The organism is Novosphingobium sp. BL-S-21 (assembly GCF_055521655.1).
In genome coordinates this window covers 2,070,935-2,096,144 of sequence record NZ_CM145496.1, presented here as the reverse complement: position 1 = coordinate 2,096,144, position 25,210 = coordinate 2,070,935, and the positions used below count along the sequence as shown (strand labels likewise).

At 66.3% G+C, this 25,210-nt stretch carries 25 protein-coding genes and 1 tRNA gene; 12 read left to right on the top strand and 14 right to left on the bottom strand.

Annotation, left to right across the window (positions count from 1 at the left end; genetic code table 11):
• Positions 1-81: 81 nt before the first annotated feature.
• From ACZ1J6_RS18410 to pdxH, 6 genes are all read right to left on the bottom strand, one after another.
• Positions 82-1,518, bottom strand: a complete 1,437-nt coding sequence (locus ACZ1J6_RS18410; RefSeq protein WP_465127701.1) for a PAS domain-containing protein — start codon at positions 1,516-1,518, stop codon at positions 82-84.
• Between the two features lie 83 nt (positions 1,519-1,601).
• The gene (locus ACZ1J6_RS18405) at positions 1,602-2,891 is read right to left on the bottom strand and encodes an MFS transporter (protein ID WP_132269929.1); all 1,290 of its coding nucleotides are present in this window, start codon (positions 2,889-2,891) and stop codon (positions 1,602-1,604) included.
• 67 nt (positions 2,892-2,958) lie between these two features.
• Positions 2,959-3,408, bottom strand: a complete 450-nt coding sequence (locus ACZ1J6_RS18400) for a DUF2141 domain-containing protein (protein WP_243654466.1) — start codon at positions 3,406-3,408, stop codon at positions 2,959-2,961.
• Entirely contained in the window at positions 3,375-4,109 is a 735-nt protein-coding gene (locus ACZ1J6_RS18395; protein ID WP_132269926.1) for a sterol desaturase family protein, read from the bottom strand. The genes ACZ1J6_RS18400 and ACZ1J6_RS18395 overlap by 34 nt, the downstream gene beginning before the upstream one ends.
• 143 nt (positions 4,110-4,252) lie before the next feature.
• The gene (locus tag ACZ1J6_RS18390; RefSeq protein WP_431568048.1) at positions 4,253-5,194 is read right to left on the bottom strand and encodes a cation diffusion facilitator family transporter; all 942 of its coding nucleotides are present in this window, start codon (positions 5,192-5,194) and stop codon (positions 4,253-4,255) included.
• A complete protein-coding gene (gene pdxH / locus ACZ1J6_RS18385; protein ID WP_132269923.1) occupies positions 5,191-5,808 on the bottom strand; it encodes a pyridoxamine 5'-phosphate oxidase in 618 nt (205 codons plus the stop codon). Before pdxH ends, ACZ1J6_RS18390 begins: the two co-directional genes overlap by 4 nt.
• Positions 5,809-5,982: 174 nt before the next feature.
• On the opposite strand from pdxH, the gene ACZ1J6_RS18380 reads away from it, so the two are divergent.
• The 3 genes from ACZ1J6_RS18380 to fabI all read left to right on the top strand — a co-directional run bounded on the left by ACZ1J6_RS18380 (position 5,983) and on the right by fabI (position 8,880).
• Positions 5,983-6,957 (top strand): DnaJ C-terminal domain-containing protein, encoded by a 975-nt coding sequence (locus ACZ1J6_RS18380; protein ID WP_132269921.1) that lies wholly within the window; start codon positions 5,983-5,985, stop codon positions 6,955-6,957.
• Positions 6,958-7,045: 88 nt separating this feature from the next.
• The gene (locus ACZ1J6_RS18375) at positions 7,046-8,080 is read left to right on the top strand and encodes a YihY/virulence factor BrkB family protein (RefSeq protein WP_465127700.1); all 1,035 of its coding nucleotides are present in this window, start codon (positions 7,046-7,048) and stop codon (positions 8,078-8,080) included.
• Positions 8,077-8,880: an enoyl-ACP reductase FabI gene (gene fabI / locus ACZ1J6_RS18370; protein ID WP_134094853.1), complete on the top strand. Its 804-nt coding sequence runs from the start codon at positions 8,077-8,079 to the stop codon at positions 8,878-8,880. Before ACZ1J6_RS18375 ends, fabI begins: the two co-directional genes overlap by 4 nt.
• A gap of 101 nt (positions 8,881-8,981) precedes the next feature.
• Here fabI and ACZ1J6_RS18365 read toward each other — a convergent pair whose 3' ends face one another.
• Positions 8,982-10,076: a TauD/TfdA family dioxygenase gene (locus tag ACZ1J6_RS18365; protein WP_465127699.1), complete on the bottom strand. Its 1,095-nt coding sequence runs from the start codon at positions 10,074-10,076 to the stop codon at positions 8,982-8,984.
• 277 nt (positions 10,077-10,353) lie between these two features.
• Here ACZ1J6_RS18365 and ACZ1J6_RS18360 point away from each other — a divergent pair, with 277 nt between their 5' ends.
• The 4 genes from ACZ1J6_RS18360 to ACZ1J6_RS18345 all read left to right on the top strand — a co-directional run bounded on the left by ACZ1J6_RS18360 (position 10,354) and on the right by ACZ1J6_RS18345 (position 16,193).
• Positions 10,354-11,112 carry an ImuA family protein gene (locus ACZ1J6_RS18360; protein ID WP_465127698.1) on the top strand — a complete coding sequence of 253 codons (759 nt, stop codon included), beginning with the start codon at positions 10,354-10,356 and terminating at the stop codon, positions 11,110-11,112.
• The gene (locus ACZ1J6_RS18355) at positions 11,030-12,532 is read left to right on the top strand and encodes a Y-family DNA polymerase (RefSeq protein ID WP_465127697.1); all 1,503 of its coding nucleotides are present in this window, start codon (positions 11,030-11,032) and stop codon (positions 12,530-12,532) included. Before ACZ1J6_RS18360 ends, ACZ1J6_RS18355 begins: the two co-directional genes overlap by 83 nt.
• Positions 12,529-15,789 carry an error-prone DNA polymerase gene (locus tag ACZ1J6_RS18350; RefSeq protein WP_465127696.1) on the top strand — a complete coding sequence of 1,087 codons (3,261 nt, stop codon included), beginning with the start codon at positions 12,529-12,531 and terminating at the stop codon, positions 15,787-15,789. The genes ACZ1J6_RS18355 and ACZ1J6_RS18350 overlap by 4 nt, the downstream gene beginning before the upstream one ends.
• 89 nt (positions 15,790-15,878) lie before the next feature.
• Positions 15,879-16,193: a TM2 domain-containing protein gene (locus ACZ1J6_RS18345; protein ID WP_132269910.1), complete on the top strand. Its 315-nt coding sequence runs from the start codon at positions 15,879-15,881 to the stop codon at positions 16,191-16,193.
• A gap of 122 nt (positions 16,194-16,315) precedes the next feature.
• Here the strand turns inward: ACZ1J6_RS18345 and ACZ1J6_RS18340 are convergent.
• Positions 16,316-16,392, bottom strand: a tRNA-Arg gene (locus ACZ1J6_RS18340).
• Positions 16,393-16,551: 159 nt separating this feature from the next.
• Between ACZ1J6_RS18340 and ACZ1J6_RS18335 the strand changes: the two genes are divergently transcribed.
• Positions 16,552-17,049: an MmcB family DNA repair protein gene (locus ACZ1J6_RS18335; protein ID WP_134094849.1), complete on the top strand. Its 498-nt coding sequence runs from the start codon at positions 16,552-16,554 to the stop codon at positions 17,047-17,049.
• Between the two features lie 48 nt (positions 17,050-17,097).
• Here the strand turns inward: ACZ1J6_RS18335 and ACZ1J6_RS18330 are convergent, their stop codons facing one another.
• The 4 genes from ACZ1J6_RS18330 to ACZ1J6_RS18315 all read right to left on the bottom strand — a co-directional run bounded on the left by ACZ1J6_RS18330 (position 17,098) and on the right by ACZ1J6_RS18315 (position 19,356).
• A complete protein-coding gene (locus tag ACZ1J6_RS18330) occupies positions 17,098-17,625 on the bottom strand; it encodes a hypothetical protein (RefSeq protein WP_132264235.1) in 528 nt (175 codons plus the stop codon).
• A 243-nt stretch (positions 17,626-17,868) separates the two neighbouring features.
• Positions 17,869-18,666 (bottom strand): bifunctional sulfur carrier protein/thiazole synthase protein, encoded by a 798-nt coding sequence (locus ACZ1J6_RS18325; RefSeq protein WP_431568057.1) that lies wholly within the window; start codon positions 18,664-18,666, stop codon positions 17,869-17,871.
• Between the two features lie 54 nt (positions 18,667-18,720).
• Positions 18,721-18,933, bottom strand: a complete 213-nt coding sequence (thiS, locus tag ACZ1J6_RS18320) for a sulfur carrier protein ThiS (RefSeq protein WP_134094847.1) — start codon at positions 18,931-18,933, stop codon at positions 18,721-18,723.
• 51 nt (positions 18,934-18,984) lie between these two features.
• Entirely contained in the window at positions 18,985-19,356 is a 372-nt protein-coding gene (locus ACZ1J6_RS18315; RefSeq protein WP_132264237.1) for a MerC domain-containing protein, read from the bottom strand.
• Positions 19,357-19,468: 112 nt separating this feature from the next.
• Here ACZ1J6_RS18315 and ACZ1J6_RS18310 point away from each other — a divergent pair, with 112 nt between their 5' ends.
• The 4 genes from ACZ1J6_RS18310 (at position 19,469) to rpsI (ending at position 22,066) form a co-directional block, all read left to right on the top strand.
• Entirely contained in the window at positions 19,469-20,557 is a 1,089-nt protein-coding gene (locus ACZ1J6_RS18310) for a COX15/CtaA family protein (RefSeq protein WP_132264239.1), read from the top strand.
• Complete coding sequence (cutA, locus tag ACZ1J6_RS18305; protein ID WP_465127695.1) at positions 20,554-20,916, top strand: divalent-cation tolerance protein CutA; 363 nt, start codon at positions 20,554-20,556, stop codon at positions 20,914-20,916. Before ACZ1J6_RS18310 ends, cutA begins: the two co-directional genes overlap by 4 nt.
• 146 nt (positions 20,917-21,062) lie before the next feature.
• Positions 21,063-21,542: a 50S ribosomal protein L13 gene (gene rplM / locus ACZ1J6_RS18300; RefSeq protein WP_054442085.1), complete on the top strand. Its 480-nt coding sequence runs from the start codon at positions 21,063-21,065 to the stop codon at positions 21,540-21,542.
• On the top strand, positions 21,542-22,066 hold the full coding sequence (rpsI, locus tag ACZ1J6_RS18295) for a 30S ribosomal protein S9 (protein WP_132264241.1): 525 nt from the start codon (positions 21,542-21,544) through the stop codon (positions 22,064-22,066). The genes rplM and rpsI overlap by 1 nt, the downstream gene beginning before the upstream one ends.
• 100 nt (positions 22,067-22,166) lie before the next feature.
• Here rpsI and ACZ1J6_RS18290 read toward each other — a convergent pair whose 3' ends face one another.
• Both ACZ1J6_RS18290 and ACZ1J6_RS18285 read right to left on the bottom strand, forming a co-directional pair.
• Positions 22,167-22,580: a hypothetical protein gene (locus ACZ1J6_RS18290; protein WP_465127694.1), complete on the bottom strand. Its 414-nt coding sequence runs from the start codon at positions 22,578-22,580 to the stop codon at positions 22,167-22,169.
• A gap of 121 nt (positions 22,581-22,701) precedes the next feature.
• The gene (locus ACZ1J6_RS18285; RefSeq protein WP_465127693.1) at positions 22,702-25,125 is read right to left on the bottom strand and encodes a membrane-bound PQQ-dependent dehydrogenase, glucose/quinate/shikimate family; all 2,424 of its coding nucleotides are present in this window, start codon (positions 25,123-25,125) and stop codon (positions 22,702-22,704) included.
• Between the last annotated feature and the right edge of the window lie 85 nt (positions 25,126-25,210).

The following is a 25,210-nucleotide window of genomic DNA, read 5'->3' as shown; positions in this document are numbered from 1 at the left end:
CGTCCGGATCGGGCAACTGCCGAATCAAGCCTTCAGCCTAGCGGCGGCAAGCCTGCTGGCAAGAGCGCTCTGCGCTGCGGATCATCCCAGCAGGTGCCGGGCAGCGCGGCCGAGCAGGGCCTCGTCATCGGCCACTTCGCCCAGCAGGACCAGCTCGCCCGCCTCGTTGCGCCGGGCCACCAGCACGGTGAACTCGCCCGAGCGGCCAAGGTCTTCCATCGGCAGGGGCTGAAGGGCGCGAAGTCCGCGCGCCACGCGGTCGCGGCGCGATTCGGCGGGGGCCGCATCCCGGTCATCCTCGCGGCGGAGGCGGCGTTCGTCGCGGACCAGGGCCTTGATGCCGCCGTCAGCCCCGGCGATGTGCGGGGCCAGCGCGCCCTGTTCGAGGCCCAGGCGGCGGCCATGGGCGATGACGGTGGCGAATTCGGTCAGGCGCGTCTTGTCGTAGTCGGCACCGAAGACGAGCTTGACGAGCGGCATCAGCGGCGCCCGCTCCTGCACTTTCAGCCCGGCATCCTGCACGAGTTCGGCATAGTCCTCCGGCGCCTGCTCTGCGGCCAGCGCGAAGTCGTAGGCGCGGCCGAGCGCCGCATAGAGCGCCTGACGCGAGCGATCCTCCGCGCGGTGCGCCGCCTGTGCCAGTTCGCGCGCCGAAGCGAGCCAGTCGGCCAGCTCCATGTCGGCCGTAAGTTCCAGAATGTCCGGATCCGCGAGGTCCGGGCCGAGGGGGCCGTCCTCCGGGAGTCCGGTATTCATGCCGGTAATCAGCCCGGCTTCGACGAGGTCCAGCGCGTGGGGCGCGGCGCTGCCGAAGCCCACGGGCGGAAGCGCGAAGGCGCCGTCCGCCGGGCCGTCCGCCCATTCCGTCAGCGGGGCCGCCGCGCGGGGCAGCGGCAGGCGATCGATGGGATCGGCCGGACCAGCCGCCGGCTCCATGCCGGCTGGCGACCCGGCCTGTTCCTTCCAGTTGATGACGCCGTAGATGCAGTCGATCGCCAGATGGTGGCGCGAGAACGGCAGCAGGATACCGCGATAGAGGATCGTGGCGCCGCGCTGGTTCACGAACTCGGCCTCGAATCCGACGGGAGCCTGATTGGCGAGGATCTGCATGTAGTGATCGGTGATGCGGGACAGCAGCGAGCGACTGGGCACGTCGTCCAGCCGCTGGATGGCGCCGTCCGTGCCGCATTCCTGCGCCAGTTCCGCCCCCAGCCAGGCGATCTCGGGATTCTCCAGACCTTGCGAGAAATCGAGCAGGACGCCGTGCGGGCCGAAATCGGGCAGGGCTGCGGGATCGAGGTCGGCGACATCGGGGAAGGCGCGGTCTCCCAGCAGACTCGCCCAGAAATTGTAGGCACGCACCTGCATGCGCCGCTCATCCTGGGCAAAAACCGGGCTGGGGGTGATGGCAGGCGCGAGGGCGGGCGCTTCGGCATAGTTGCCCGCTTCGGCATAGTTGCCCCAGGTGCCGATTGCCGGCTCGTCCCCATCGGCAAACCCGCCGCGCAACCTGTCCATCGCTAATCCCCGTTGATCCTTCCGCCTCCTTGTGAGGGGCCATGGTGAAATAAAGTTTAAGCCGCCGAAAAGGAGGCGTTCCGTTATTTCGGACGCAGCACGCCTTCGCCCAGGCGCGGCAGCGGTGCGAGGAAGCGCAGGATCACGAAAGAGGCGATCAGGAAGACGGATGCCGCATGGAGCGCGAAGGCCAGGCTCTTCCAGTCCGCGAACATGCCCCAGGTCCAGGCGCCCAGCGCCATGCCGCCGAACGTGACGGCCTGATAGATCGACAGGCACCGCCCCAGGATCTCGTCCGGGGAGCGAAGCTGGACCGCGGTGTTGAGCGTGGTGAGGATCAGCACCCAGGCGCTCCCGGCCACGAAGGCCGCGGGCAGTGCCCAGGTCAGCTCATGCGCCGCGGCAAGGGCCCAGAACGAGAAGATGAACATTCCCGAACCCAGCGCGAGGATGCCCTCCAGCCCCATGGCGTGGCGAATCCTGCCGATGAACGGCGCCGTGGCGATCGAGCCGATGCCGAACAGCCCCAGCATGACGCCGAAGTCGATCTCCGACCCGTGCATCGAATCGTTCACCACGGCGGGGAGCAGACCCTGGTAGGCGGCCAGGCTGAAGCCCAGCGCGAAACCGCGGATCAGCAGGCGTCGCAAGGGGCCGTTGCCGAAGCAGTAACGGATGCCCACGCCCACGGCGGGCAGGATCGGCCGGCGGTCGATCTGCCGCGCCTCGGGCCGCCACCAGAGCAGCACGCCGATCAGGCCGACGTAACTGACGGCGTTGATGGCAAAGGCGAAGGACACGTTCCACAGCGAGATCAGCAAGCCGCCCACGGCAGGGCCGATCGAGCGGGCGATGTTGAACGAGATCGAGTTCAACGCGATGGCCTGCGGAAGCTGGTCCCGCGCGACCTGCTGGCGGACGGAGGCCTGCCACGCCGGCGAGTTGAGCGCCGTGCCGGTGCCGACGCTCAGCGTGAACGCCAGCAGGAGGAAAGGCGTCATCCAGCCGAGCCAGGACAGCACCGCCAGCGCGGCCGAGACCGTCAGCATGCCGATCTGCGCGGCCAGCATCACCAGGCGGCGGTCGTAATTGTCGGCAATGGCGCCCGCGAAGACGCCGAAGAGCATGATCGGCACCGTGGCCGAAGCCTGCACCAGCGCCACGAGCTGGTGCGAAGTGGTCAGCTCCGTCATCAGCCAGGCAGCGCCCACGCCCTGGAGCGTGGAGCCGATGTTCGAGAAGAGGTTGGCGATCCAGATCGCCCGGAACACGGGATAGCGGAATGGCGAGAACGTGCCGTGCACCGGCTTGGGCACGAGCCCGGCAGTGGCCGTATCCACCACCTCCTCGACGATGTCCTCTTCCCTGGTCATGAAGTATGCCTGTTCACGAATCGGGGTTAGGCCGCGGCGCGATGGGCGGCAAGGCTCGCTCTGCCGTTCAGAGCAGGTATCGCATCTTGATCGCCATGCGGGTATTCTGGTCCCCTACGTCGAAAGCCGCCTTGTCGAAACGGGGCGGGCCCATCCGCACCGGCGCATCGCGCGAAAAGCCGAAGCCCTCGCGCGGGATCATCAGCGCGGTGTCCAGCTTGCCGTTGCCGTTCTCGTCATGGACGAGCGAGATCGCATAGCGGCCCTCGGGCACCGAGCCGAAATCGAGCCGCACTTCGCCCTGCGCCGGGATCGTCAGCTTGCGGGCCTTGGGGTCCTTGTCGCAATTGGGGAAGGTCTGCGGGTCGGCGGTCAGGCAGGCCAGAATCTGCCCCTTGGCGGAGCGCAGCCCGGTGACGGCAGCGGACACGTCCGACTGCGGCCCCGTGGCGCCCAGCACGATCGGCGCCGCCGCCAGCAGGGTCAGGGCGCCGAAACGCCCCGATCGGTGCCGCACAGATGATCCCAGAAACGAAAATAGAGGCCGTAGTTGCATCGATAAAGCTCATGATGGCGGTGATGGTGGCTGGCCGTGATCAACCAGTGGCCGAGACGCGAATGGACGAGGCGCTGCGGAAACATTTCCCAGCCCATGTGATTGGCGATTCCCATCACCGTCATGATGGTCAGGACCAGCCCGAGCATCCCGACATGGATCGGCACCAGGAACACCAGCGCCGGGACGACCACCGCGCCAGTCAGCGCCTCAAGCGGATGGAAGCTCATCGCCGCCCAGGCCGTGGGCGGGCGGCTGGCGTGGTGCACGGCATGCATCCGGCGGAACACGCGGGGCCGGTGCATCCAGCGGTGGGTCCAGTAGAACCAGGTGTCGTGCAGGAACAGGTAGATGAACAGCGATACCGGCATCCACCACAAGGGCAGGGCCAGGGGATCGGCATAGATGCGGGTCCAGCCATGGGCCTGCCAGCCCCAGGCCACCACGCCCGCAGGAATGCCGTAGATCGCGCAGGAGGCCAGCGACCAGCCGATCTCGCCCCGGATCTGGCGCTCCATCCCGGCATAGAGGCCGGGCCTGGCGCGCGCGGTGATCCAGGCGAAGAGGCCCGAGGTGCCGAGATAGCGCAAGCCGACGATCGCCGTCATCGTGACGGCGGAAACGCAGAGCGCCCACAGGCCGGGACCGGAAATCGCTGACATGTCGGGGCTTATGCGCGGTGGGCGATATTGAAGCCAGCCGAATTTGCGGCGCCGATGCTCTCACCGCCAAAGGCGCGTCGTCCCGGACCTGGTTCAGGACGAGGTGGCAAGTGGGGCAGGTCCAGCCAGTGCGGCCCCTGCGCTCAATCCGGGGAAACCCGGATCGGCGGCAACACGTCGAGTCCGGCCGCACCGGCTTCGTCGACCAAACCCTCGGGATCGGGATGGATCAGGATCTCGGTATCCGGAAATTCGTCGCAGAGCCGGTGTTCCAGCTCGTCCATCACCCGGTGCGCCTCGCGAACGGTCATGTTCGGATCAACCCAGACGTGAAACTGCACGAAGTCCCGGTTGCCTGACGTGCGCGTGCGCAAGTCATGGACGCCGGTAATATCGGGATGGCGGGCCAGCACCTGGAGAAAGCGGTCTTTCTTCTCCTCGGGCCACTCGTGATCCATCAGTTGGTCGAGCACATCCTGCGAGGCCTTCCAGGCGCCCCAGCCCAGCCACGCGGCGATGCCCAGGCCGAACAGCGGGTCCGCGCCCTTCAGCCCGGCATATTGGTCCAGCACCAACGCGGCGATCACCGCCACGTTGAGCAGGAGGTCGGACTGGTAGTGGACACTGTCGGTCTGGATGGCGATGCTGCCGGTGCGGCGGATGACGTGGCGCTGCCAGGCGACCAGCGCCAGAGTCAGCGCGATCGCCACGGCCGAGACGGCGATGCCGCTTTCCGCGCTCTCGACCCGGCTCCTGGCCAGGAATTCCTCCACCGCGCGGCTGGCGATGGCGAGCGCGGAGATCGAGATCAGCACGATCTGGAACATCGCCGCGATCGCCTCGGCCTTGCCGTGGCCGAAGCGGTGCTTGTCGTCCGCCGGCTGTGCGCCGATCCACACGCCCAGCAGCGTGGCCACGCTGGCGACGAGGTCCAGCGTGGTATCGGCCAGGCTGCCGAGCATCGCCGTGGAGCCGGTGGACCAGGCCGCCCAGCCCTTCAGGCCGAGCAGCAGCACGGCCACGCCAATGCTGGCGAAAGCGGCGCTGCGGGTGAGTTTGGCGTGTTCGTGCAAGGGCGGGCTCAAGGATAGAGGAGCGTGCTGACCCAGCCGCCTGCCGCATCGGCGCTGCGCACGAAGCGGCGGCGCTCATGGAGGCGATAGGGCCGGTCCTGCCAGAACTCGATGGCGGCGGGCACCACGCGATAGCCGGTCCAATGGGCCGGCCGCTCGATCTCGCCTTCGCCGAAGCGGCTGCGGACATCCTCGTAGCGGGCCAGAAACGTCTCGCGGCTGTCGAGCGGGGCCGACTGGTCGGAAGCGACGGCGCCGAGCTGCGAATCGCGGGCGCGCGAATGGAAATAGGCATCGGCTTCCGCGGCGGTCACCGGCACCAGTTCGCCTTCGATGCGAATCTGGCGGCGCAGGCTCTTCCAGTGGAACAGCAGCGCGACATGGGGATTGGCGGCGATTTCCTGGCCCTTGCGGCTATGGCCATTGGTATAGAACACGAAGCCGTCCGGCCCGTAGCCCTTGAGCAGGACCATGCGAACGGAAGGCAGTCCGTCCGGCGTGGCGGTGGCCAGGGCCATGGCGTTCGAATCGTTGGGCTCGCTCTCGCGCGCGGCGTCGTACCAGTCCTTGAACAGGGCGAAAGGATCGCCGTGGGGGATGACTTCGCGGGCCTGTTCAGCTTCCATGTTCGCTTCCTGGGATCGTGCCTGTGGTCAAACGCAGCCGCGCCGGGCCGGACCTCGCTGATTTCACGGCGATTCCCGGCGGCAGGGCGGGGCGTGAAGGTTCCAATAGACTCGTGACCGGAACTAGGAAAGCACCGCTTGCCGTAACGCGCGTCCGCACCTAGCTAGGAAGCCATGGCAGCAGACCCTTATTCCACCCTTGGCGTATCGCGCACGGCCAGCGAGAAGGACATCAAGTCCGCCTATCGCAAGCTGGCGAAGGAACTTCATCCCGATACCAACAAGGACAATCCCAAGGCCGCGGAGCGCTTTTCCGAAGTCACCGGCGCCTACGACCTGCTGTCCGACAAGGACAAGCGGGCCCGGTTCGACCGGGGCGAGATCGATGCCGAAGGCAATCCCATGGGCTTCGGCGGGTTCGGCGGCGGCGGAGCCGGCGGCTTCGGGGGTGCCGGATTCGGCGGCGGGCCCGGCGGGCAGCGTGGCTTCTCGGGCGGGTTCGGCGGTAACGACGGCATCGACCTGGAAGACCTGTTCGGCGGCATCTTCGGCGGTTCCGGCCAGCGCGGCCCCGGCGGTTTCGGTGCCGGAATGGGCGGAGCCGGCGGTGCACGCGGCCGCGCGGCGCCGCGCGGCGGCAATGTGAACTATCGCCTTTCCGTCCCTCTGACCGATGCGGCCGAACTCAAGCCGCAGCGCATCACCCTGTCCGACGGCAAGACGATCGACCTCAAGCTGCCCGTCGGCATGGAGGACGGCACCCAGATGCGCCTGGCCGGCAAGGGCGAGCAAGGCCCCGGCGGGGCGGGCGATGCCATCGTCACGCTGCAGATCCAGCCCCATGCCTTCTTCCGCCAGGACGGCGACGACTTGCGCGTAGACCTGCCGATCACCCTCGACGAGGCGCTGAACGGCGGCAAAGTGAAAGCCCCCACCGCGGCCGGCGCGGTCATGCTGTCGGTTCCGGCCGGGGCGAGTTCGGGCAAGGTCCTGCGCCTCAAGGGCCGCGGCATGTCCCGCAAGGACGGCGCCCGCGGCGACCTGCTGATCAGCCTCCAGATCGTCTTGCCAGAGAGCGACGCCGATCTCGCCAAGCGGCTGGAAGGCTGGAAGGATACGCGCGACGTGCGCGCAAAGCTCGGAATCTGAGGGTGCGGGCGGGGATGTCTTTGCGGATCGCCCCACCTAACCCCTTCCGAAATTTGAATATCCTCTTTTCAGCGCCTATCTCGGCGTGGTGAACATCGACCATTCGATAGACGTGCAGGCCCCGGGAACGCCGGCTTCGGCAGCGATAACGCCCGAAGCCCGGCGGCGCGCGGCCATGCGCTGGCAGGAAATGCAGGACCGGATTCCCCGTCCCGATCCTTCCAGCCGCGCCTATGTCGTGGTCAAGCGCGTGTTTACCGGGACCTGGGAAGACGGCTTCATCCACGCCGGCAACTTCGCCTACATGACGATCGTGGCGCTGTTCCCCTTCTTCATCGCCCTGGCGGCCATCTATTCGGCGCTGGGCGAACAGGGGCAGCTGGAGAGCGCGATCGACGCGGTGCTCAACGCCCTTCCCCCGCGCGTGGACGAAGCGCTGGCCCCGGTGGCCCGCGATGCCGTTGCCGCGCGGCACGGCTGGCTGCTCTGGATCGGCGGCGTACTGGGCCTGTGGACGGCGACCAGTCTGATCGAGACCATCCGCGATATTCTCCACCGCGCCTACGGCATGAACAAGGGACTGAAGTTCTGGCGAAACCGCCTGGCGTCGAGCGGGCTGATCTTCGGCTCGGTCCTGCTGCTGCTGCTCTCGCTGTCTTCGCAGGTGCTCATTTCAGTGATCGAGGAAGTGCTGCTGACGGTTTTCCCCGGCCTCAAGGCCTTCAACTACCAGATCGGCATTTCCCGCGGCGTCACCGCCGCCACCCTGTTCGCCTCGCTCTACGCCCTGTTTTTCCTGCTCACGCCCTCGCGCTATCAGTCTCGCCGCTATCGGAAATGGCCCGGCCCTCTGTTCGTCGCGGCATGGTGGCTGGGGGCCGCATGGCTGCTGCCGAAAGTGTTGCGCAATTTCATCGCTTACGATTTGACGTACGGAAGTCTCGCCGGAGTGATGATCGCGCTTTTCTTTTTCTGGCTTGTCGGACTAGGGATGGTCGCGGGCGCGGAACTCAATGCCGCCCTTACCGTCAGTCCCGAGGAGCAGGAAATGCTTGCCGGGGGGCCAGGCGGAAATAGCAGCGCTGCTGCACAGAACAACGAAGTACAGGAAGAACACGAATGACCGGTCTGATGCAGGGTAAACGCGGCCTGATCATGGGCCTTGCCAACGACAAGTCCCTGGCCTGGGGCATCGCGAAGAGACTGCACGAACAGGGTGCCGAGCTGGCCTTCTCCTATCAGGGCGAAGCGCTGGCCAAGCGCGTGAAGCCGCTGGCCGAGAGCCTGGGCAGCGATTTCCTCATCGATTGCGACGTTTCGGACATGGCAGCCCTCGACACCGCCTTCGAAACGCTGGCGGAACGCTGGCCGACGATCGACTTCGTCGTCCACGCCATCGGCTTCTCGGACAAGAACGAGCTGCGCGGCAAGTATGTCGACACCAGCCTCGAAAACTTCCTGATGACGATGAACATCTCGGCCTACAGCCTGGTCTCGGTGACCAAGCGTGCGATGCAGATGATGCCCGAAGGCGGCTCGATCCTGACGCTGACCTATTACGGCGCCGAAAAGGTCGTGCCGCACTACAACGTCATGGGCGTGGCCAAGGCGGCACTGGAAGCCTCGGTGAAGTACCTCGCCAACGACCTTGGCCCGCAGAACATCCGCGTCAACGCGATCTCGGCCGGCCCGATCAAGACGCTGGCCGCCAGCGGCATCGGCGACTTCCGCTATATCCTCAAGTGGAACGAGCTGAACTCGCCGCTGCGCCGCAACGTCACGATCGAGGACGTGGGCGGCTCGGGCCTCTACTTCCTTTCCGACCTCTCCTCGGGCGTGACCGGCGAGACGCATCATGTGGACGCGGGCTACCACGTCGTCGGCATGAAGCAGGAAGACGCACCGGACATCGCCCTGAGCTGATCGGCCTGATCTGATCGGCCTGATCTGATCGGCACACTCAGGACAACAAAAAGAGGGCCGGAAGGAAACTTCCGGCCCTCTTTGTCTGCGCACGCGGCCCTTCAGACCATCAGGCGCGGTACCGATACCGAGAACACGTCGAAATGCGCATCGGGATGCTCCGCCTGCCCGTCGCGCGGGGCCTGGCGAACCTGCACAACGCCGTTCTTGCCGAAGCCCTCCACCACCGGGCGCCCGGCATCGCGGCTCAGCCACAACCGCAGGAGGTGGCGCTTGCGCTGCGGCTCGGGCCAGTCCCAGAACGTGGTGCGGGCATGGAGCGCGGCGTAATTGGAGAGCCACTGGATGTCGCCGGGGCGGAAATCCATCTCGATGGCCATGCCCTCTTCGTAGGTGATCGTGTCGAAGAGTTCGAGCACCGCGATCTGCTCCGGCGTCAGCCTGGGCACGCCTTCATATTCCTGCGCGGTGAGGATGTAGAGCGAGCCCGCATACATCGAGAACACCCCGTCCACCAGGCTGACGATCGGCGAGGTATAAGTATCCGCCGGCGCATTGTGGTCCTGCCGGCGCCAGTCCCAGTGGAAGGGTTCCAGCAGCAGCGGCGCCAGATCGGGGCGGCGGCGCAGGATCTCGTTGTAGATCTCCGCGCCGGAGACGAGGCAGGACAGGCCGCCCTCCTTGGCCGGGCGCAGGCACATCAGCGCGACGATGTCCGAGCTGTCGGAGTGATAGACCAGCTTGTCCCGCACCTTGGAGGAGAGCGCGGTGGGATCGTCCATGGTCTTGTCGCTGGTGGCATAGACGTGGTCGATCAGGTCGCCCATCTCGTTCTGGCGGATCGGATCGCCCATGTGCAGGCCGAGCACGTAGTAGATCGCGTTGGAAAGAACGTCCGAATAGAGCTGGGTCCGCAGGCCCCGCACCAGCACGAAGCCGCGGCCGTAATCGACATCCTCGCCCCATGACTTCACCGCATCGGCGCAGGCTACCAGCGGATATTCCTCGGCGGTGACCGTGCGCAGGTCCGGGTCATCGGCCATGAAGCGGGCACCGAGCGTCTCCAGCTCCAGCACCTGTTCGTCGGACAGCCTGTAGATCCACGCGTCGGTCTCGGAAAGCCGGTCTCCTCGCCAGGCAGCGGCAGTGGTGACGGGCGGAACGGCTTCCAGCGGCGCGGGAGCGGAACTGGCCATGCTTCGTGAGTCCTTCTTTGAGGGTAGGGGCCGTAAGGTGGGCGATGCCCGAACCCTAGGCGGAATGCCGGGCGATGACTTGGCGAACGATGCCCGAAAGCTTTTCGCCCTGCGTTCTGGGCCGCTGTCGGCGGGTTCAGCGCCATGGTGCCGGCGAATCGGAGTGTGCGACGAAACTCACCGGCAGGATCGGGAGACCGGGCTGTGCCCACAGCCGATTGCACCCTCATTTCCAGACTCGATTGCGCAGGACAGGAATAGAACATAAAAGGAACATATGTTCGATTCGAGTCGCCTCCAACTGGCAGCAAACCTCGCTCAGGCGTCTCCTGACGGCTGGCCCGAGTCGCCTTTGCAGCAGGACGGCGTTCATGAATTCTATGCCGCGACCGAGCAGGACGGCGGGGCCGCCCTGGCGCTGGCGCTGCTTTGCGCGGTGCAGGCGCGCAAGGCGCGGGAACCTCTGCTCTGGCTGCGGCTGGGCAAAGTTAATGGAAAGGGCGGGGGCAAGCAGGCCCGCTCGCGCCCTTATGCTCCCGGCCTTGCGGAACTGGGCATAGACCCGGCCGCCATGGTGCTGCTGCGCCTGCCCGATCTCCAGAGCCTGCTGCGCGCGGGCGTGGATTCGGTGCGGCATGGCGGGGCAGCGGCCGTGGTGATGGAAATGGACGGCCGGGCCCCGGCCTTCGACCTTACCGCCTCGCGGCGGCTGGCGCTGGCGGCGGAGCAAAGCGGCACCATGGTCATGATCGTGCGCAGCGGCGCCCAGCCGACGCCCAGCGCCGCCCACACCCGCTGGCAGGTGACCAGCGCGCCGTCGGTTCCCTTGCCCGCCAATGCGCCGGGAGATCCGGTGTTCGACGTGACCCTGCTGCGCCGGCGCGGCGGGCGGGAGGGTCTCAACCTGCAACTGGAATGGAATCGTGAGCAAGGCACCTTCCGTAAGCTCATGCTTGGCCACGCGCCGCTATCTGGCGGTCACCTTTCCCTTCCTGCCGTCCGAACGGGCGATGCGGGAAGGCGCAGCGCCGCCTGACGCGGCTTTCGCCCTGATCGCGAAGCAACGCGGGGCGCAGCGCATCATGGCGCTGTCTCCCGCGGCGCTGGCGCTGGGCCTCTCGGCCGGCATGATGCTGGCCGATGCGCGCGCGCTGGAGCCGGACCTGCCTGCTCTCGAACACCGGCCCGCAGCGGACCATGCCCTGCTGCTGCGCATCGTCGAATCCTGCGAACGCTATACCCCGATGGTGGCCCCCGATCGCGACGACGCGCTGGTGCTGGACCTCACCGGCTGCTTCGACAGCCTGGGGATGGATGAAGACGCCGTGCGGGGCGATCTCGTCACCCGGCTCGCACGGCGGGGATTCCGGGCGCTGGCGGCCTGTGCCGGAACGCCGGATGCCGCCCTTGCCCTTGCCCGCTTCGGCAAGAGCACCTTGCGCGAACTGCCGGTGGCCGCACTCGGCCTGGGAGACGATGCCCACCTCGCGCTGAAGCGCGCCGGGCTGCGCACCCTGGGCCAGCTTGCGGATCGCCCCCGCGCGCCCCTCGCCGCTCGCTTCGGCAAGGCGATGTCGATCGCCCTCGCCCACCTGCTGGAGGAGCAGGACCGGCGCTTCACTCCGCATCGCACCCTGCCCCCGATCTGGGTGGAGCAGCGCTTCGCCGAACCGATGGCGACCGTGAAGCCCCTCCTCGGCGTGATCGAATGGCTGGCGGGGCAGGCGCGGGACGTGCTGGTCGCCCGCGGCCGGGGGGGCCGACGCTACGAAGTCTCGCTGTTCCGCACCGACGGCCATGTCGCCCGGCTCGCCGTGGACAGCGGCCTGCCCCTGCGCGAACCCGCCGATGTCGTCCGCCTGTTTCGCGAACGCATCGAATCGCTCGCCGATCCGCTCGACCCGGGCTTCGGCTACGACCTGCTGCGCCTGGCCGTGCCCCTGCACGAGGACGTCTCCGAAGGGCAGGACCGGCTGGACGAGGAGAATTCCGGCAAGCCCGACCTCGCCCCCCTGCTGGACCGCCTGCAAGTGCGCTTTGGCGCCGAATGCGTCCACCGCTTCGCCCCCCGCGACGAGCACTTGCCGGAATATGCCGACCGCCTCGTGCCTCCCGCATCGATTCCGCAGCCCTGGCCCCAGCCGGAGGCAGGCGAGCCGCCCTTGCGTCCGCTGTTCCTGTTCGATCCCCCCCAACCCGTCACCGTGCTGGCCGAAGTGCCTGACGGTCCCCCGCGCCGGTTCGGCTGGCAGGGACGCCAGCACCGGGTGGTGCGGCAGGAAGGCCCCGAACGCCTCGCCTATCCCTGGTGGAAGACGGTGGAGGCGACCGGCCCCACGCGCGACTATTACCGGATCGAGGACAGCGACGGCCGCCGCTTCTGGCTGTTCCGCCATGGTCTCTACGGCAGCGAGAAAGCCGACCCGCGCTGGTATCTGCACGGCGTCTTCGCATGAGCCTCGAAACGCCGCCCTATGTCGAGTTCGCGACGACGACCGCCTATTCCTTTCTGCGCGGGGCCAGCACGCCGGGGGAAATGGCGCTGCGGGCGCTGGCGCTCGGCCACCCCGGAATCGGCATAGCGGACCGTAACACCGTGTCCGGCGTCGCCCGCGCCCTTGCCGCGCTGCGCAGGTTCGGGGAGGAGATGGAAGCCGAAGGCGTCACCCTGCCCCCGTTCCGCCTCATGGTCGGCGCGCGGCTGGTCTTTGCCGACGATACGCCCGAGATCCTCGCCTATCCGACCACGCGATACGGCTGGGGCCGCCTGACCCGGCTGCTCACCACCGGCAACTTGCGCACGACCAAGGGCAACTGCGAGCTGCGCCTGAGCGACCTGCTGGAATTCCTGGAGGACATGCAGCTCATCGTCGCCACCCCCGCTTCCGACGCCCTGTTGCGCCAATTGGCGCAGGCCGCGCCCGGCAAGGTCTGGCTGGGCGCGGCGATGCTGCGGCAGGGCCGCGACGCGCGCCGGCTGGCGGCCTTGCGCGAACAGGCGGCCCTGGCCGGCGTGCCGCTGATCGCGGTCAACGACGCTCTCTACGATGGGCCGGAATCCCGCCCCCTGCACGACGTCATGACCGCGATCCGGGAAAAGACCACGGTACAGGCCGCCGGCCGCCGCCTCACCGCCAATGCCGAGCGGCACTTGAAGCCCGCAGCCGAAATGGCCCGCCTCTTCGCCGCCGCTCCCGAGGCGATCGCCGCCACCGCAGACTTCATGGGCGGCATCGTCTTCAAGCTCGAAGACCTGAGCTACACCTACCCCCACGAGCCGGTCCCCTACGGCTACACCCCGCAAGGCTGGCTGGAGGAACTGGTCTGGAGCCGCGCCAGCGACCTCCACCCGCAAGGCATCCCCGAAAAGCTCACCCGTCTGCTTACCGAGGAACTGGGGATCATCGGTCAGCAGGCCTACGCCGCCTACTTCCTCACCGTCCACGATATCGTGCAGTGGGCGCAGATACAGGGCATCCTCTGCCAGGGGCGCGGCTCGGCGGCCAATTCGGCGGTCTGCTTCGTCCTCGGCGTCACCGCCGTCGATCCGATGAAGCACAACCTGCTGTTTTCCCGCTTCATCTCCACCGAGCGCAAGGAACCGCCCGACATCGACGTCGACTTCGAGCACGAGCGGCGCGAGGAAGTGATGCAATATATCTACAGCCGCTACGGCCGCGAGCGCGCGGGAATCGCCGCCACGGTGATTCACTACCGCTCGCGCAGCGCCGCCCGCGATGTCGGCAAGGCGCTGGGGCTCAGCGAGGACGTCACCGCCCGGCTCGCCAGCACGGTATGGGGCAGCTACGCCTCGGAATACGACCGCAACCGCTGCATCGAGGCCGGCCTCGATCCCGACAATCCCACGATCGCGCGGGTCAATCACTTCACCGGCACGATCCTGAACTTCCCCCGCCATCTCTCCCAGCATGTCGGCGGTTTCGTGCTGACTCAGGACCGGCTCGACGAAACCGTGCCGATCCACAATGCCGCGATGGAAAAGCGCACGTTCATCGAATGGGACAAGGACGACATCGATACGCTCGGCCTGATGAAAGTCGACATCCTGGCGCTCGGAATGCTGACCTGTATCGGCAAGGCCTTCGCCATGATCGAGACGCACATCGGCCGCCAGTACCAGCTCAGTTCCGTGCCGGGCGACGAGGAAGATCACCGGAGCAACCCTCCCCACGTCAAAGCCGTCTACGAGATGCTCCAGAAGGGCGACAGTATCGGCGTCTTTCAGGTGGAGAGCCGCGCGCAGATGAACATGCTGCCCCGCCTGAGACCTGAGAGGTTCTACGACCTGGTCATTCAGGTCGCCATCGTGCGCCCCGGCCCGATCGAGGGGGACATGGTCCATCCCTATCTGCGGCGCCGACAAAAGATCGAGGACGTCATCTACCCTTCTCCGGCTCCTCCCCACGATCGCGACGAATTGCGCGGTGTCCTCGGCGAGACTCTCGGCGTCCCCCTGTTCCAGGAGCAGGCGATGCGGCTGGCGATCACCGCCGCGAACTTCTCCGATGCCGAAGCCAACCAGCTCCGCCGCGCCATGGCGACCTTTCGCAATGTCGGCACGATCGGCTCCCTGCACAGCAAGATGGTGAACGGCATGGTGGCCCGTGGGTACGAGAAGGACTTCGCCGAGCGCTGCTTCCAGCAGATCAAGGGCTTCGGCAGCTACGGCTTCCCGGAAAGCCATGCCCTCGCCTTCGCACGGCTGGTCTGGGTCTCGGCCTATATCAAACACCACTACCCCGAGGTCTTCGCCGCCGCCCTGCTCAATTCGCAGCCCATGGGCTTCTACGCCCCGGCCCAGATCGTCCGCTGCGCGCAGGAGCATGGCGTGGAAGTGCGCACCATCGATGCCAACCACAGCGAGTGGGACTGCACCCTGGAACCCAAAGCGAAAGGCGCACTCGCCCTCCGGCTCGGCCTGCGCCAGATCAGCGGCTTTCGCGAGAACTGGGCGGAGCAGATCAAGGCCCACCGCCCTTACACCAACCTCGAAGATCTCGCCCGGCGCGCCAGCCTCCCCCAGCGGGCGCTCAACCTCCTGGCCGATGCCGATGCCCTGCATTCGATCGGTCTGGACCGCCGCGAGGGCCTTTGGGAAGCACGCCGCACGCCAACCGGCGAACTTCCCCTCTTCGCCGCCGCCCGCGCCCGCGAACTGGGAGAGGAACCCCATGCCGCCCTGCCCGCCATGCCGCTCTCAGAGGAAGTCGCCGCCGATTACCAGACCACCCGGCTCTCGCTGAAAGCCCATCCGATGTCGTTCCTGCGCCCGGTCTTCGCGGCAGAAGGCGTGCTGCGCTGTGCGGACCTGGCGAAGACCCGAAACGGAAAGCGCGTGAAAGTCGCCGGCGTGGTGCTGGTTCGTCAGCGCCCGGGCAAGGGCAATGCCATTTTCGTCACGCTGGAGGACGAAGGCGGCATCGCCAACGTGGTGATCTGGGCCCGGCTGTTCGAAACCTACCGCCGCCCGGTCATGGCCGCGCGGCTGATGCTGGTGGAAGGTCTGATCCAGCACAGCCCTGAAGGCGTCATCCATATCATGGCCCAGAGCATCCATGACCGTACGCCCGAGCTGAAACGCCTCTCGGAAGTGCACGAGGCCGAGCCCCAGCTATCCCGCGCCGACGAATTCGTCCGCCCGCAGCACCCGCGCAACGTGCGGGTTCTCCCCCGCTCACGGGACTTTCATTGAGCCATGCCACCCACAACTCAAAAAATTCATTGGTTTCTTAATGGCATGCCCATATCGATACGCCCCTTCACTTATCGACGGGGGTATCGATGACCGACACGAATTCATCCACTGCGGCCATGGCCGGCCTGCTCTACCAGGCAAATGCCAAGTCCACCGGCGTCACGTATCTCCTGTGGTTCTTCCTCGGCTCGCTGGGCGCCCATCGCTTCTACGCCGGCAAGACCGCCGGCGGCATCGTCCAGCTCGTCCTCTTCCTGCTCGGCTGGGCGACCATCTGGATCATGGGCTTCGGCCTGCTGTTCCTGATCCCGCTCGGCATCTGGGTGCTGGTGGACGCCTTCCTGATCCCGGGCTGGCTGCGTCAATACAACACCAACCTGGTCCACCGCGTCCTGGCCTGACCCGCCCACCTGAAGGGCGGCGCCCGCGCCGCCCGATCACGGCCACCGTGCCCGGCACAATGCCCGAACAGACACGGCAGAGCATGGCCCGGAAGCCGGTTGATCTTCGCAAATGGAGGAAATGGTGCACCCGACAGGATTCGAACCTGTGGCCTCTGCCTTCGGAGGGCAGCGCTCTATCCAGCTGAGCTACGGGTGCAGTGCCCGCGGCGACTAGCAGAGCATGAGCGGTGTTGCCAGCGCCAAATCACTTCGATCCATCATGGACTTGGGAAAAACCTGTCGGCCGCTCTGGCTGGGCCAGCGCTCCAGATGCCTTGCGGCTTGAAAGTTCCCTCTATGTTCCTATTATGCCGCGATGGCCGAAGCTGATTCTCCGCTCGTTTCTCCCGCTCTTTCTTTCGTCGCCGCCGATGTGGCGCGCGGAATAGGGCGGCTTTTTGCTCGTAACGACATCTGGTGCCTGCCGGAAATGTCGCTGCGCTGCGGGCGCCGCGCCGATCTCATGGGCATCGACGCCAAGGGGCATGTCGTCATCGTCGAAATCAAGGTCTCGCGCGCGGACTTGCTGGGGGACGGCAAATGGCCCGACTATCTGGACTATTGCGACCGTTTCTACTGGGGGCTGCCCCCCTCGCTGGACCGGGCGCCGCTGGAAACCGAGCCGTTCCTGCCCGACCAGTGCGGCGTGATCGTTGCCGATGGCTACGATGCCGAGATTCTGCGCCCGGCGCCGCTGCGCCAGCTTGCCGCGGCACGGCGCAAGGTGGAAACCGAGCGTCTGGCCCGCGCTTCGCTCAGGCGTCTGGTTACCCTGGGCGATCCGCAGACCCTGCAATGGGGCAGCGAAAGCTGACGTGCGAGCGAAACGATCCGGCGCCGAAGCGCCGGATAGGCCCGAAACTCAGGCGATCTCCTTCTCGATCCATTCGGGATAGAACGACGGTTCGCGCTCCGACCAGCCAGATGCCGTGGCCGCCGCTTCGCTGATCGAGTGAAGCAACGTCTTGCGGCGATCGGGGCGGATCTGGGGAAGCGCGGCGGCTCCGCAGAAGGCGCCGGGCAGCCAGGGCCTTACCCAACCGCCAAGCAGGCGTTCGTAAAGGAAACGGAAGGCCGGGAACGATTCGATGCGTTCCTGGGCGAGATCGAAGGCGGCGACGTAAAGCAGCTTGCCCATGAACGCGGCAATGTCATCGAAGCCGAATTCGTCAGGCCGCATCTCGCGCAGCGCGGCGAGATCCGCGTAGGCTTCGTATTGCTTGCGGATCGAGGTGGCTTCGACGCCGTCGCGTGCCCAGAGACCCAGAGCATCCTGCCGGCCCAGTCCCACGTCCAGGCTGCGCCGGATGTAGCGCTGCTCGCAGGGCGTGAAGCTGGCGAATTCCCGCAGCTCCCCGATGGTGATGGTGGCCTTTCCCGTGTGAGTCATGGTCCTGATCCTCGTGACACGGAAGGACAATCCTCCCTGTCACTAGAACCAATCTCCGCCTCTTCGGTTGCTACAGCCTTAACCGGATAATGGTTTGAACCCGATAATAGCCGCAAGATTCTTGCAGCATTTCATTTCGGGACGCTTTGAAAATGGCCGTCCGCGGCACTTTTCCGTCACAATCGGCCATGCTGCAGCAGAGCTATCGGCCATCGTGAAGAAAAATGCCCCGCGGCCGAATTTTCAGATCAGGCCGGCAAGCGGACTGGAGGGATCGGCGTAGCGGCGCTGCGCCATGCGCCCTGCCAGATAGGCATCGCGGCCAGCCTCGACCGCCAGCTTCATGGCGCGAGCCATGCGGATCGGGTCGCGGGCTTCGGCAATCGCGGTATTCATCAGCACGCCGTCGCAGCCCAGTTCCATCGCCACGGCGGCTTCCGAGGCCGTACCCACGCCAGCATCGACGAGGACCGGCACTTTGGCCCCCTCAACGATCAGGCGGACGGTCACCTTGTTCTGGATGCCCAGGCCCGAGCCGATCGGCGCGCCCAGCGGCATGACCGCCACGGCGCCGGCTTCCTCAAGCTGCTTGGCCGCGATCGGATCGTCCACGCAGTAGACCATCGGCAGGAAGCCTTCGTTCGCGAGGATTTCGGTGGCCTTCAGCGTCTCGCGCATGTCGGGATAAAGCGTCCGCGCCTCGCCCAGCACTTCCAGCTTCACCAGATCCCAGCCGCCCGCTTCGCGCGCCAGCCGCAAGGTGCGGATGGCGTCTTCGGCGGTGAAGCAGCCGGCGGTATTAGGCAGGTAGGTGATTTTCCGGGGATCGATGAAGTCGGTCAGCATCGGCGCCTTGGGGTCCGAAACATTGACCCGGCGCACCGCCACCGTGACGATCTCCGCGCCCGAAGCCTCGACCGCCGCCGCGTTCTGTTCGAAATCCTTGTACTTACCGGTGCCGACGATCAGGCGCGAACGGAAGGTCCGGCCAGCGACAGTCCAGGAATCGGTGGTCGAGGAATCGGAGACGGTATCGGTCAAGGTTCGCGTCCTTTCGGGGAACGGGTATGTCAGGGATCGGTCCGGCGAACAGGTTCAGCCACCGCCCACGAAGTGGACGATCTCCAGCACGTCGCCATCGGCCAGCAGCACATCGGCCAGGGTCGAGCGCGGGGCGATCTCGCCATTGCGCTCGACGGCGACCTTGCGGGGATCGAGGCCGATGCCCGACACGAGATCGGCAATCGAGGAACCGGGCGCCACGCGGCGCGGTTCGCCGTTCACGGTGAGGGAAAGTTCTTCAGCCATGGGCCGCAGATAGCGCGGAGAAACGATTTGGAAAGTGCCCAATCGGCACTTTCAATGCGCGCGGTGCAAGTTCCGGATGTGTGCGAAGGCGACAAGCGCGACGCCGAAAATGGTCAGCACCGATTCTGCCAGGCCATGACCGACGACGATGGCCGTGGCCATGAGCGCCAGGCCCAGGCCGCCGATCACCAGCGGTCCCACGCGGCCATGGCGCACGACGCCGAAGCCCAGGGAGATCACGCCGACCACCAGAGCCAGGCCCAGGCCGACGCGGTGAACCTCGGGCGAGAGCAGAACTTCGCCGCCAAGCCCCAGGAAACCCACGAAAAACACGCCGAGAATACAGTGAATCGCGCAAAGACCGCTGAGGACGATGCCTGCCCGGTCCAGCCGGTTTCGAATCGCGATGATGGCGGTGCGCATGAATGCCCATGTATGAGACGTTGTAACATTCATCAAGTCCTGACTGTGTCATGAAACATTCGGTCGACGTGCCCCTTGCGCATTTCGTCGCAAGATCGCAGGGATTTGCGTCATGAGAGTCCCTGACGGTCGCCCCCTCCTCGGTACAGCCGACGATATCGCCCCCATGGTTCGCTGGCTGCTGATCGTTGCCGCGCTGGTCATCCTTATCGTCGCGGTCGGCGGCATAACCCGGCTGACCGAATCCGGCCTGTCGATCACCCAGTGGAAGCCGCTCACCGGCGCCATTCCCCCGCTGACCGACGCGCAGTGGCAGGCCGAGTTCGCCCGCTACAAGCAGATCCCGCAATATATCGATGTCAACGGCCCGGCGGGCATGACCCTGTCCCAATACAAGTTCATCTACTTCTGGGAGTGGGTGCACCGCCTGCTGGCCCGCGTGATCGGCCTGGCCTTTGCGCTTCCGCTCGCGTGGTTCTGGTACAAGCGCACGATTCCCCTGGGCTACAAGCCGCGCCTGGTCGCGCTGTTGGCGCTGGGCGGGCTGCAAGGCGTGGTCGGCTGGTGGATGGTCTCTTCGGGCCTCTCCGCCGAGGCTGCGGACCGGGTGAGCCATTTCCGCCTTGCCGCGCACCTGCTGGTGGCGCTGACGACCCTGGGCGGTCTGGTCTGGACGGCGCTGGACCTTCGCGAACTGCGACGCGGCCAGGCCCCTGCCCGCCTCAACCGCTTCGGCGCCCTCGCCCTGGCCATGCTGTTCATCCAGCTCTTCATGGGCGCGATGGTGGCAGGCCTGCGCGCCGGCTACGTCGCGGGCATGGGCTGGTTCAGCATGGACGCCTGGCCGCTGATGCAGGGCAGCTTCTTCCCTGACGGCGTGGAATGGGCCGGCGGCGCGCTCCATGCGCTGGTCAACGACCCGTTCCTCACCCACTTCGTGCACCGCTGGTGGGCCTGGGCCGTGGTCGCCGTGCTGATCGTGATGGGCCGCAGGCTCAAGGCCCGCCATGCGCGTCTCGCTTCGATCGCCGTCCATTCCGCGTTCGGCACGCAAGTGCTGCTCGGCATCTTCACGGTGTGGTCTGGCGTGGCGCTCTGGCTTGCCGTGGCGCACCAGCTCTGCGGCGCGCTGCTCGTTGCGGCCACGGTCTGGGGCGCGCATTGCCTGGGCCGCCGCGACCAGGTCGGGCTTGGCATGTGACGGATCATGTGAGCGGGCAGGCCAACGGCCCGGCGCTTACACCCGCGCTCATCTGGTGCCCCTTCCCCGATGAGGCGAGCGCGCTGAAGGCCGCCAATGCCCTGCTCGACGAGGGCCTGGCCGCCTGCGCCAACCTGCTCCCGGCGATGACCTCGCTCTTCGTCTGGAACGGCGAGAAGGGCACGAGCCGCGAGCAAGGCCTGCTGGTGAAGACCAACGCCGCCCTGCTCGATGCCGCCACGGCGCGGCTGGCCGAAATTCATCCTTACGAGGAGCCCGCGGTGCTGGGCTGGCGGTGCGACACTGCCGCGCCGGCTACTACCGCTTGGCTGGCCGCGATCGGCAGCACGCAACCTTAGAGGTATCATTTTACCTCTCTGGAATGCCGCGCTCTGCTTGACTTGCCGGCCCTTTTCGACGATTTGGCCGCCTTCCCGCGGTGCCGGAGATTCGTGAAAGCGATCGATTCGGCCTCCGCGACATGAACATTAGGGATAGACCAGCCATGAAGGCGCTTACGAAGGTCACCCGGTCGATCAAGCCGGCCGAGGTGGAAAAGAAGTGGCATCTGATCGATGCCGAGGGTCTGGTGGTTGGCCGTCTCGCGGTCGTTATCGCCGACCTCCTGCGCGGCAAGCACAAGCCGAGCTTCACCCCGCACGTCGATTGCGGCGACCACGTCGTCGTGATCAACGCCGAGAAGGTGAAGTTCACCGGCAAGAAGCTGGGCGACAAGACCTACTACAAGCACACCGGTTATGCCGGCGGCATCAAGGAAGTGACCGCGGACAAGGTTCTCGCCGGTCGTTTCCCCGAGCGCGTGCTTGAAAAGGCTGTTGAGCGCATGATCCCCCGTGGTCCGCTCGGCCGTGACCAGATGCGCGCCCTGCACCTCTATGCAGGCACCGAGCACCCGCACGGTGGTACCCAGCCCGAAGCGCTCGACGTCGCTTCCATGAACCGCAAGAACAAGGTGGGCGCGTAATGTCCGATACCGAAACCGTCCAGAGCCTGTCCGACCTCAAGGACCTCGGCGAAGTCGCTACCGCCGTTGAAACGTCGGAAGAGACCTTCACGCCCGTCGTTTCGAACGCGCCCCTGCGCGAGCAGCAGCTCGACGCCTATGGCCGCGCTTACGCCACCGGCCGCCGCAAGGACGCCGTGGCCCGCGTGTGGGTGAAGCCCGGCACCGGCAAGGTCATCATCAACGGCCGCGACCAGGAAGTGTACTTTGCACGTCCGACACTGCGTCTCGTCATCAACCAGACCTTCCAGGTTGCTGGTCGTGACGGCCAGTACGACGTGATCGCCACCGTCAAGGGCGGCGGTCTCTCGGGCCAGGCAGGCGCCGTGAAGCACGGTATCGCCCAGGCACTCTCGAAGTACGAGCCCGCCCTGCGCGCCGCCGTCAAGGCTGCCGGCTTCCTTACCCGCGACCCGCGCGTCGTCGAGCGTAAGAAGTATGGCCGTGCGAAGGCACGTCGTAGCTTCCAGTTCTCGAAGCGTTAATTCGCTTACCGAGAGCTTCGGCTTTACGAAAAGGGGTCGCGGGCAACCGCGGCCCTTTTTTGTTGGCGCCTTCGTTGTCCGTCGCAGCAGCGTCATGCTGTCAATCGTTTAGCCAGGCTTCCTGACGCCTTCCGCTGCGGTACCGGCGACCGTGGCGCTTGCGGCAAAGATCCGGGTGAGCCTGGACAGGGATAAGCGCCGATTCTGCCACGGAGCATCGCCGGGCATCGCAGCGAATCCTCGTCATCGCCAGAAACCCGGCGTCATTCTCCACCGAGTAGAGTTTCGAAATCCTTCGCCCCATGTCTTGCGGCTCCAGATCGCGAGTATTTAGGCAATCGCGGATCAGGCCGAACATGTCTTCACGGGATTGATCGGGATTTCCAGCTTCCAGGCTCGCCTTCTGCAAGGCAGCGCTGGGAATGTAGCGCGTCGACAACTCGTACAGGAGGAACAGCGAGAAGGCGGCCGCGCAACCGGTAGCATGCAGTAGAATCCTTGAGCCCTTGTTCATGCGATCTGCCTACGCGGCAAGACCTAAACATCCCCTTTCGTAACGCACCCACAGCGCGATGAGGGACGCTGCCGGAAAGCATCGCCCCTCATCGCGCCAAACAGGCGGATCGGCCCGAGACTCAGCTTTGGGGCAGGGCGTAAGCGACGAGGTAGTCGCCGGTCTTCGTGCCCAGGCCGCCATGGCCGCCGGCGGCAATCAGGACGTATTGCCTGCCATCCACCGAATAGGTCATCGGCGTGGCATTGCCGCCGGCCGGGAGACCGGCCTCCCACAGCGTCTTGCCGGTCCGCACGTCCACCGCGCGGAACATGTTGTCTGCCGTGGCGCCGATGAAATCGAGGCCGCCGGCGGTCATCATGTTGCCGCCGATATTGAAGATGCCGGTCGGCAGCGGCAGGTTGGTATGGGTTCCGCCCAGGCCCGTGGCGCGAGTGTCGCCGATGGGGCGCTGCCAGACGATCTTGTGAGTCACCAGATCGATGGCAGTCAGGGTGCCCCACGGCGGCGGGTTACAGGGCACGCCGATCGGGTTCAGCCAGGGGTGGACCATGCCGACGTAGGGCGTGCCATACTGCGGTGCGATTCCGGGACCGATCTTGGGCTCGTTGCCCGAACCGTTCCACGGCGGCACCGCGCCCGACTTCTCGAAGGGCTCACGCGGCTTCATGGTAATCATGAAGGGGATGTAGTTCGAGTTTGCGATCAGCAACTTGCGCTGCGGATCGATGGTGGCGCCGTGCCAGTCGATCACCCCGTCGAAGGCCGGGTAGACGATGGTCTGCTTGAGCTGGGGCGGCGTGAACTGCCCTTCGTAATGCGCCTTGCGGAACTGGATGCGGCACATCATCTGGTCGATCGGCGTCGCGCCCCAGAGGTGGTTCTCGACCAGGTCGGCCGGCGTCAGCGACGGCATGCCGACAGGGTAGGACTGGGTCTTTGCCAGGGTCTCGCCCGGAACGCCGTCCTGCGGGACCGGCTTTTCGATGGTTTCGACCACGGGCTTGCCGGTGCGGCGATCCAGCACCCAGAATTCACCGCGCTTCGACGATTGGACAAGGGCAGGGACCGTCTTCCCGCCGATGGGCAGGTCCACCAGCGACGGACCGATCGGCAGGTCCATGTCCCACACGTCGTGATGAGTGGTCTGGAAGTGCCACTTGGGCGTCCCGGTGGTGATGTCCAGCGCGACGATGGAGCTGGAATATGCCTCGTCGAAAGGACGGCGTCCGCCGCCGAAGTAGTCCGGCGTGGCGTTGCCCAGCGGCAGGTAGACCATGTTGAGGTCCGGATCGGCGGTATACACGCCCCAGGCGTTGGGTGTGCCGCGCGTCAGCACGGTATCGTCGCCGGGATGGACGACCTGATCGGGATGGCCGACGTCCCAGGCCCAGATGATCTTGCCGGAGACCGGATCGAAGGCCCGGATCGCGCCCGAAGGCTCGTTGCGGGACTGGTTGTCGTAGACCCAGCCGCCCAGGATCATGCGGTCGTGAACGACCAGCGGCGGCGAGGTGACGAAGTGGAAGCCCGCCGGAACGTGGCCGAGGTACTTGGCAAGGCTGATGAAGCCATGGTCGCCGAAGTCCTCGCAGGGCTTACCCGTCTCGGCATTGAGCGCCATGATCCGCGCGTCCAGTACGGGGGCCAGGATGCGCGTGGGGCAGACGGTGCTCTTGCCCTCCGGCGCACGGTAATAGGCGACGCCGCGGCAGGCCAGGTAGACGTCCGCGTCGGTATTGGCCTTGGGGTCGAACTTCCACTTCACTTTGCCGGTGCGCGCATCGAGCGCCTCGACCCAGGAGTGGCCGGTGCAGACGTAGACGGTGTCACCGACCTTGATCGGCGTCACTTCGAAGTTGAATTCGTGGCCGGCATCGGTGCCGCCGACATCCTCGCCCGGGCGCATCGTGTCGCCGGTCTGGGTGGTCCAGGCCACCTTGAGGTTCTTCACGTTGGCCGTGTTGATCTGGTCCAGCGGAGAAAAGCGGTCTCCCTTGGCGGTGCGGCCGTAATACCACCAGTCCTCGGCGGGTACCGAACCGTCCACCTGGCCGGCGAAGAGGCGGTTTCCGGCGTCTCCCGCCACGCCCACCGGCTGCGCGAAACCGGCGATCAGCACCACGATCGCCAGGCCGCTGGCCAGGGCAGGGGCCAGGACGGCATGGCGGGCGAGGGGCCGCCGATCGGTTGCCGGCACGATCCCGCGCCGCACCCAGGGCAGCGACAGCCACAGGCCCAGCACGGTGGGCGCCACCAGCCTCGGCTCCAGCCCCCAACCGTTCAGTCCCACCTCGTGAAGGGCCCAAAGCACGGTGCCCACCAGCAGCGCGCCATAGAGCCACAGCGCCTCCGGTCTTCGTCGCAGCGCCAGGATCCCGGTGGCGATCAGGGCGATCCCGGCGACGAGATAATAGAGGGAGCCCGCCAGCGTCGCGAGATAGACGCCGCCGGCCGTGAACACGGCGCCGACCGCAAGGAGGACCAATGCGGTGAACCAGGGCTGGCGATGCGGGGAGGGGAATCGAGAGGGGGGCTGTGTCAAAGTGTTTCTCCTTGGCCACTCCCGACAATTCACGGCTCGGCGCGTGGTTGCAGCGAAACGGCGCAAAAGCGCGGAACAAGTGGGA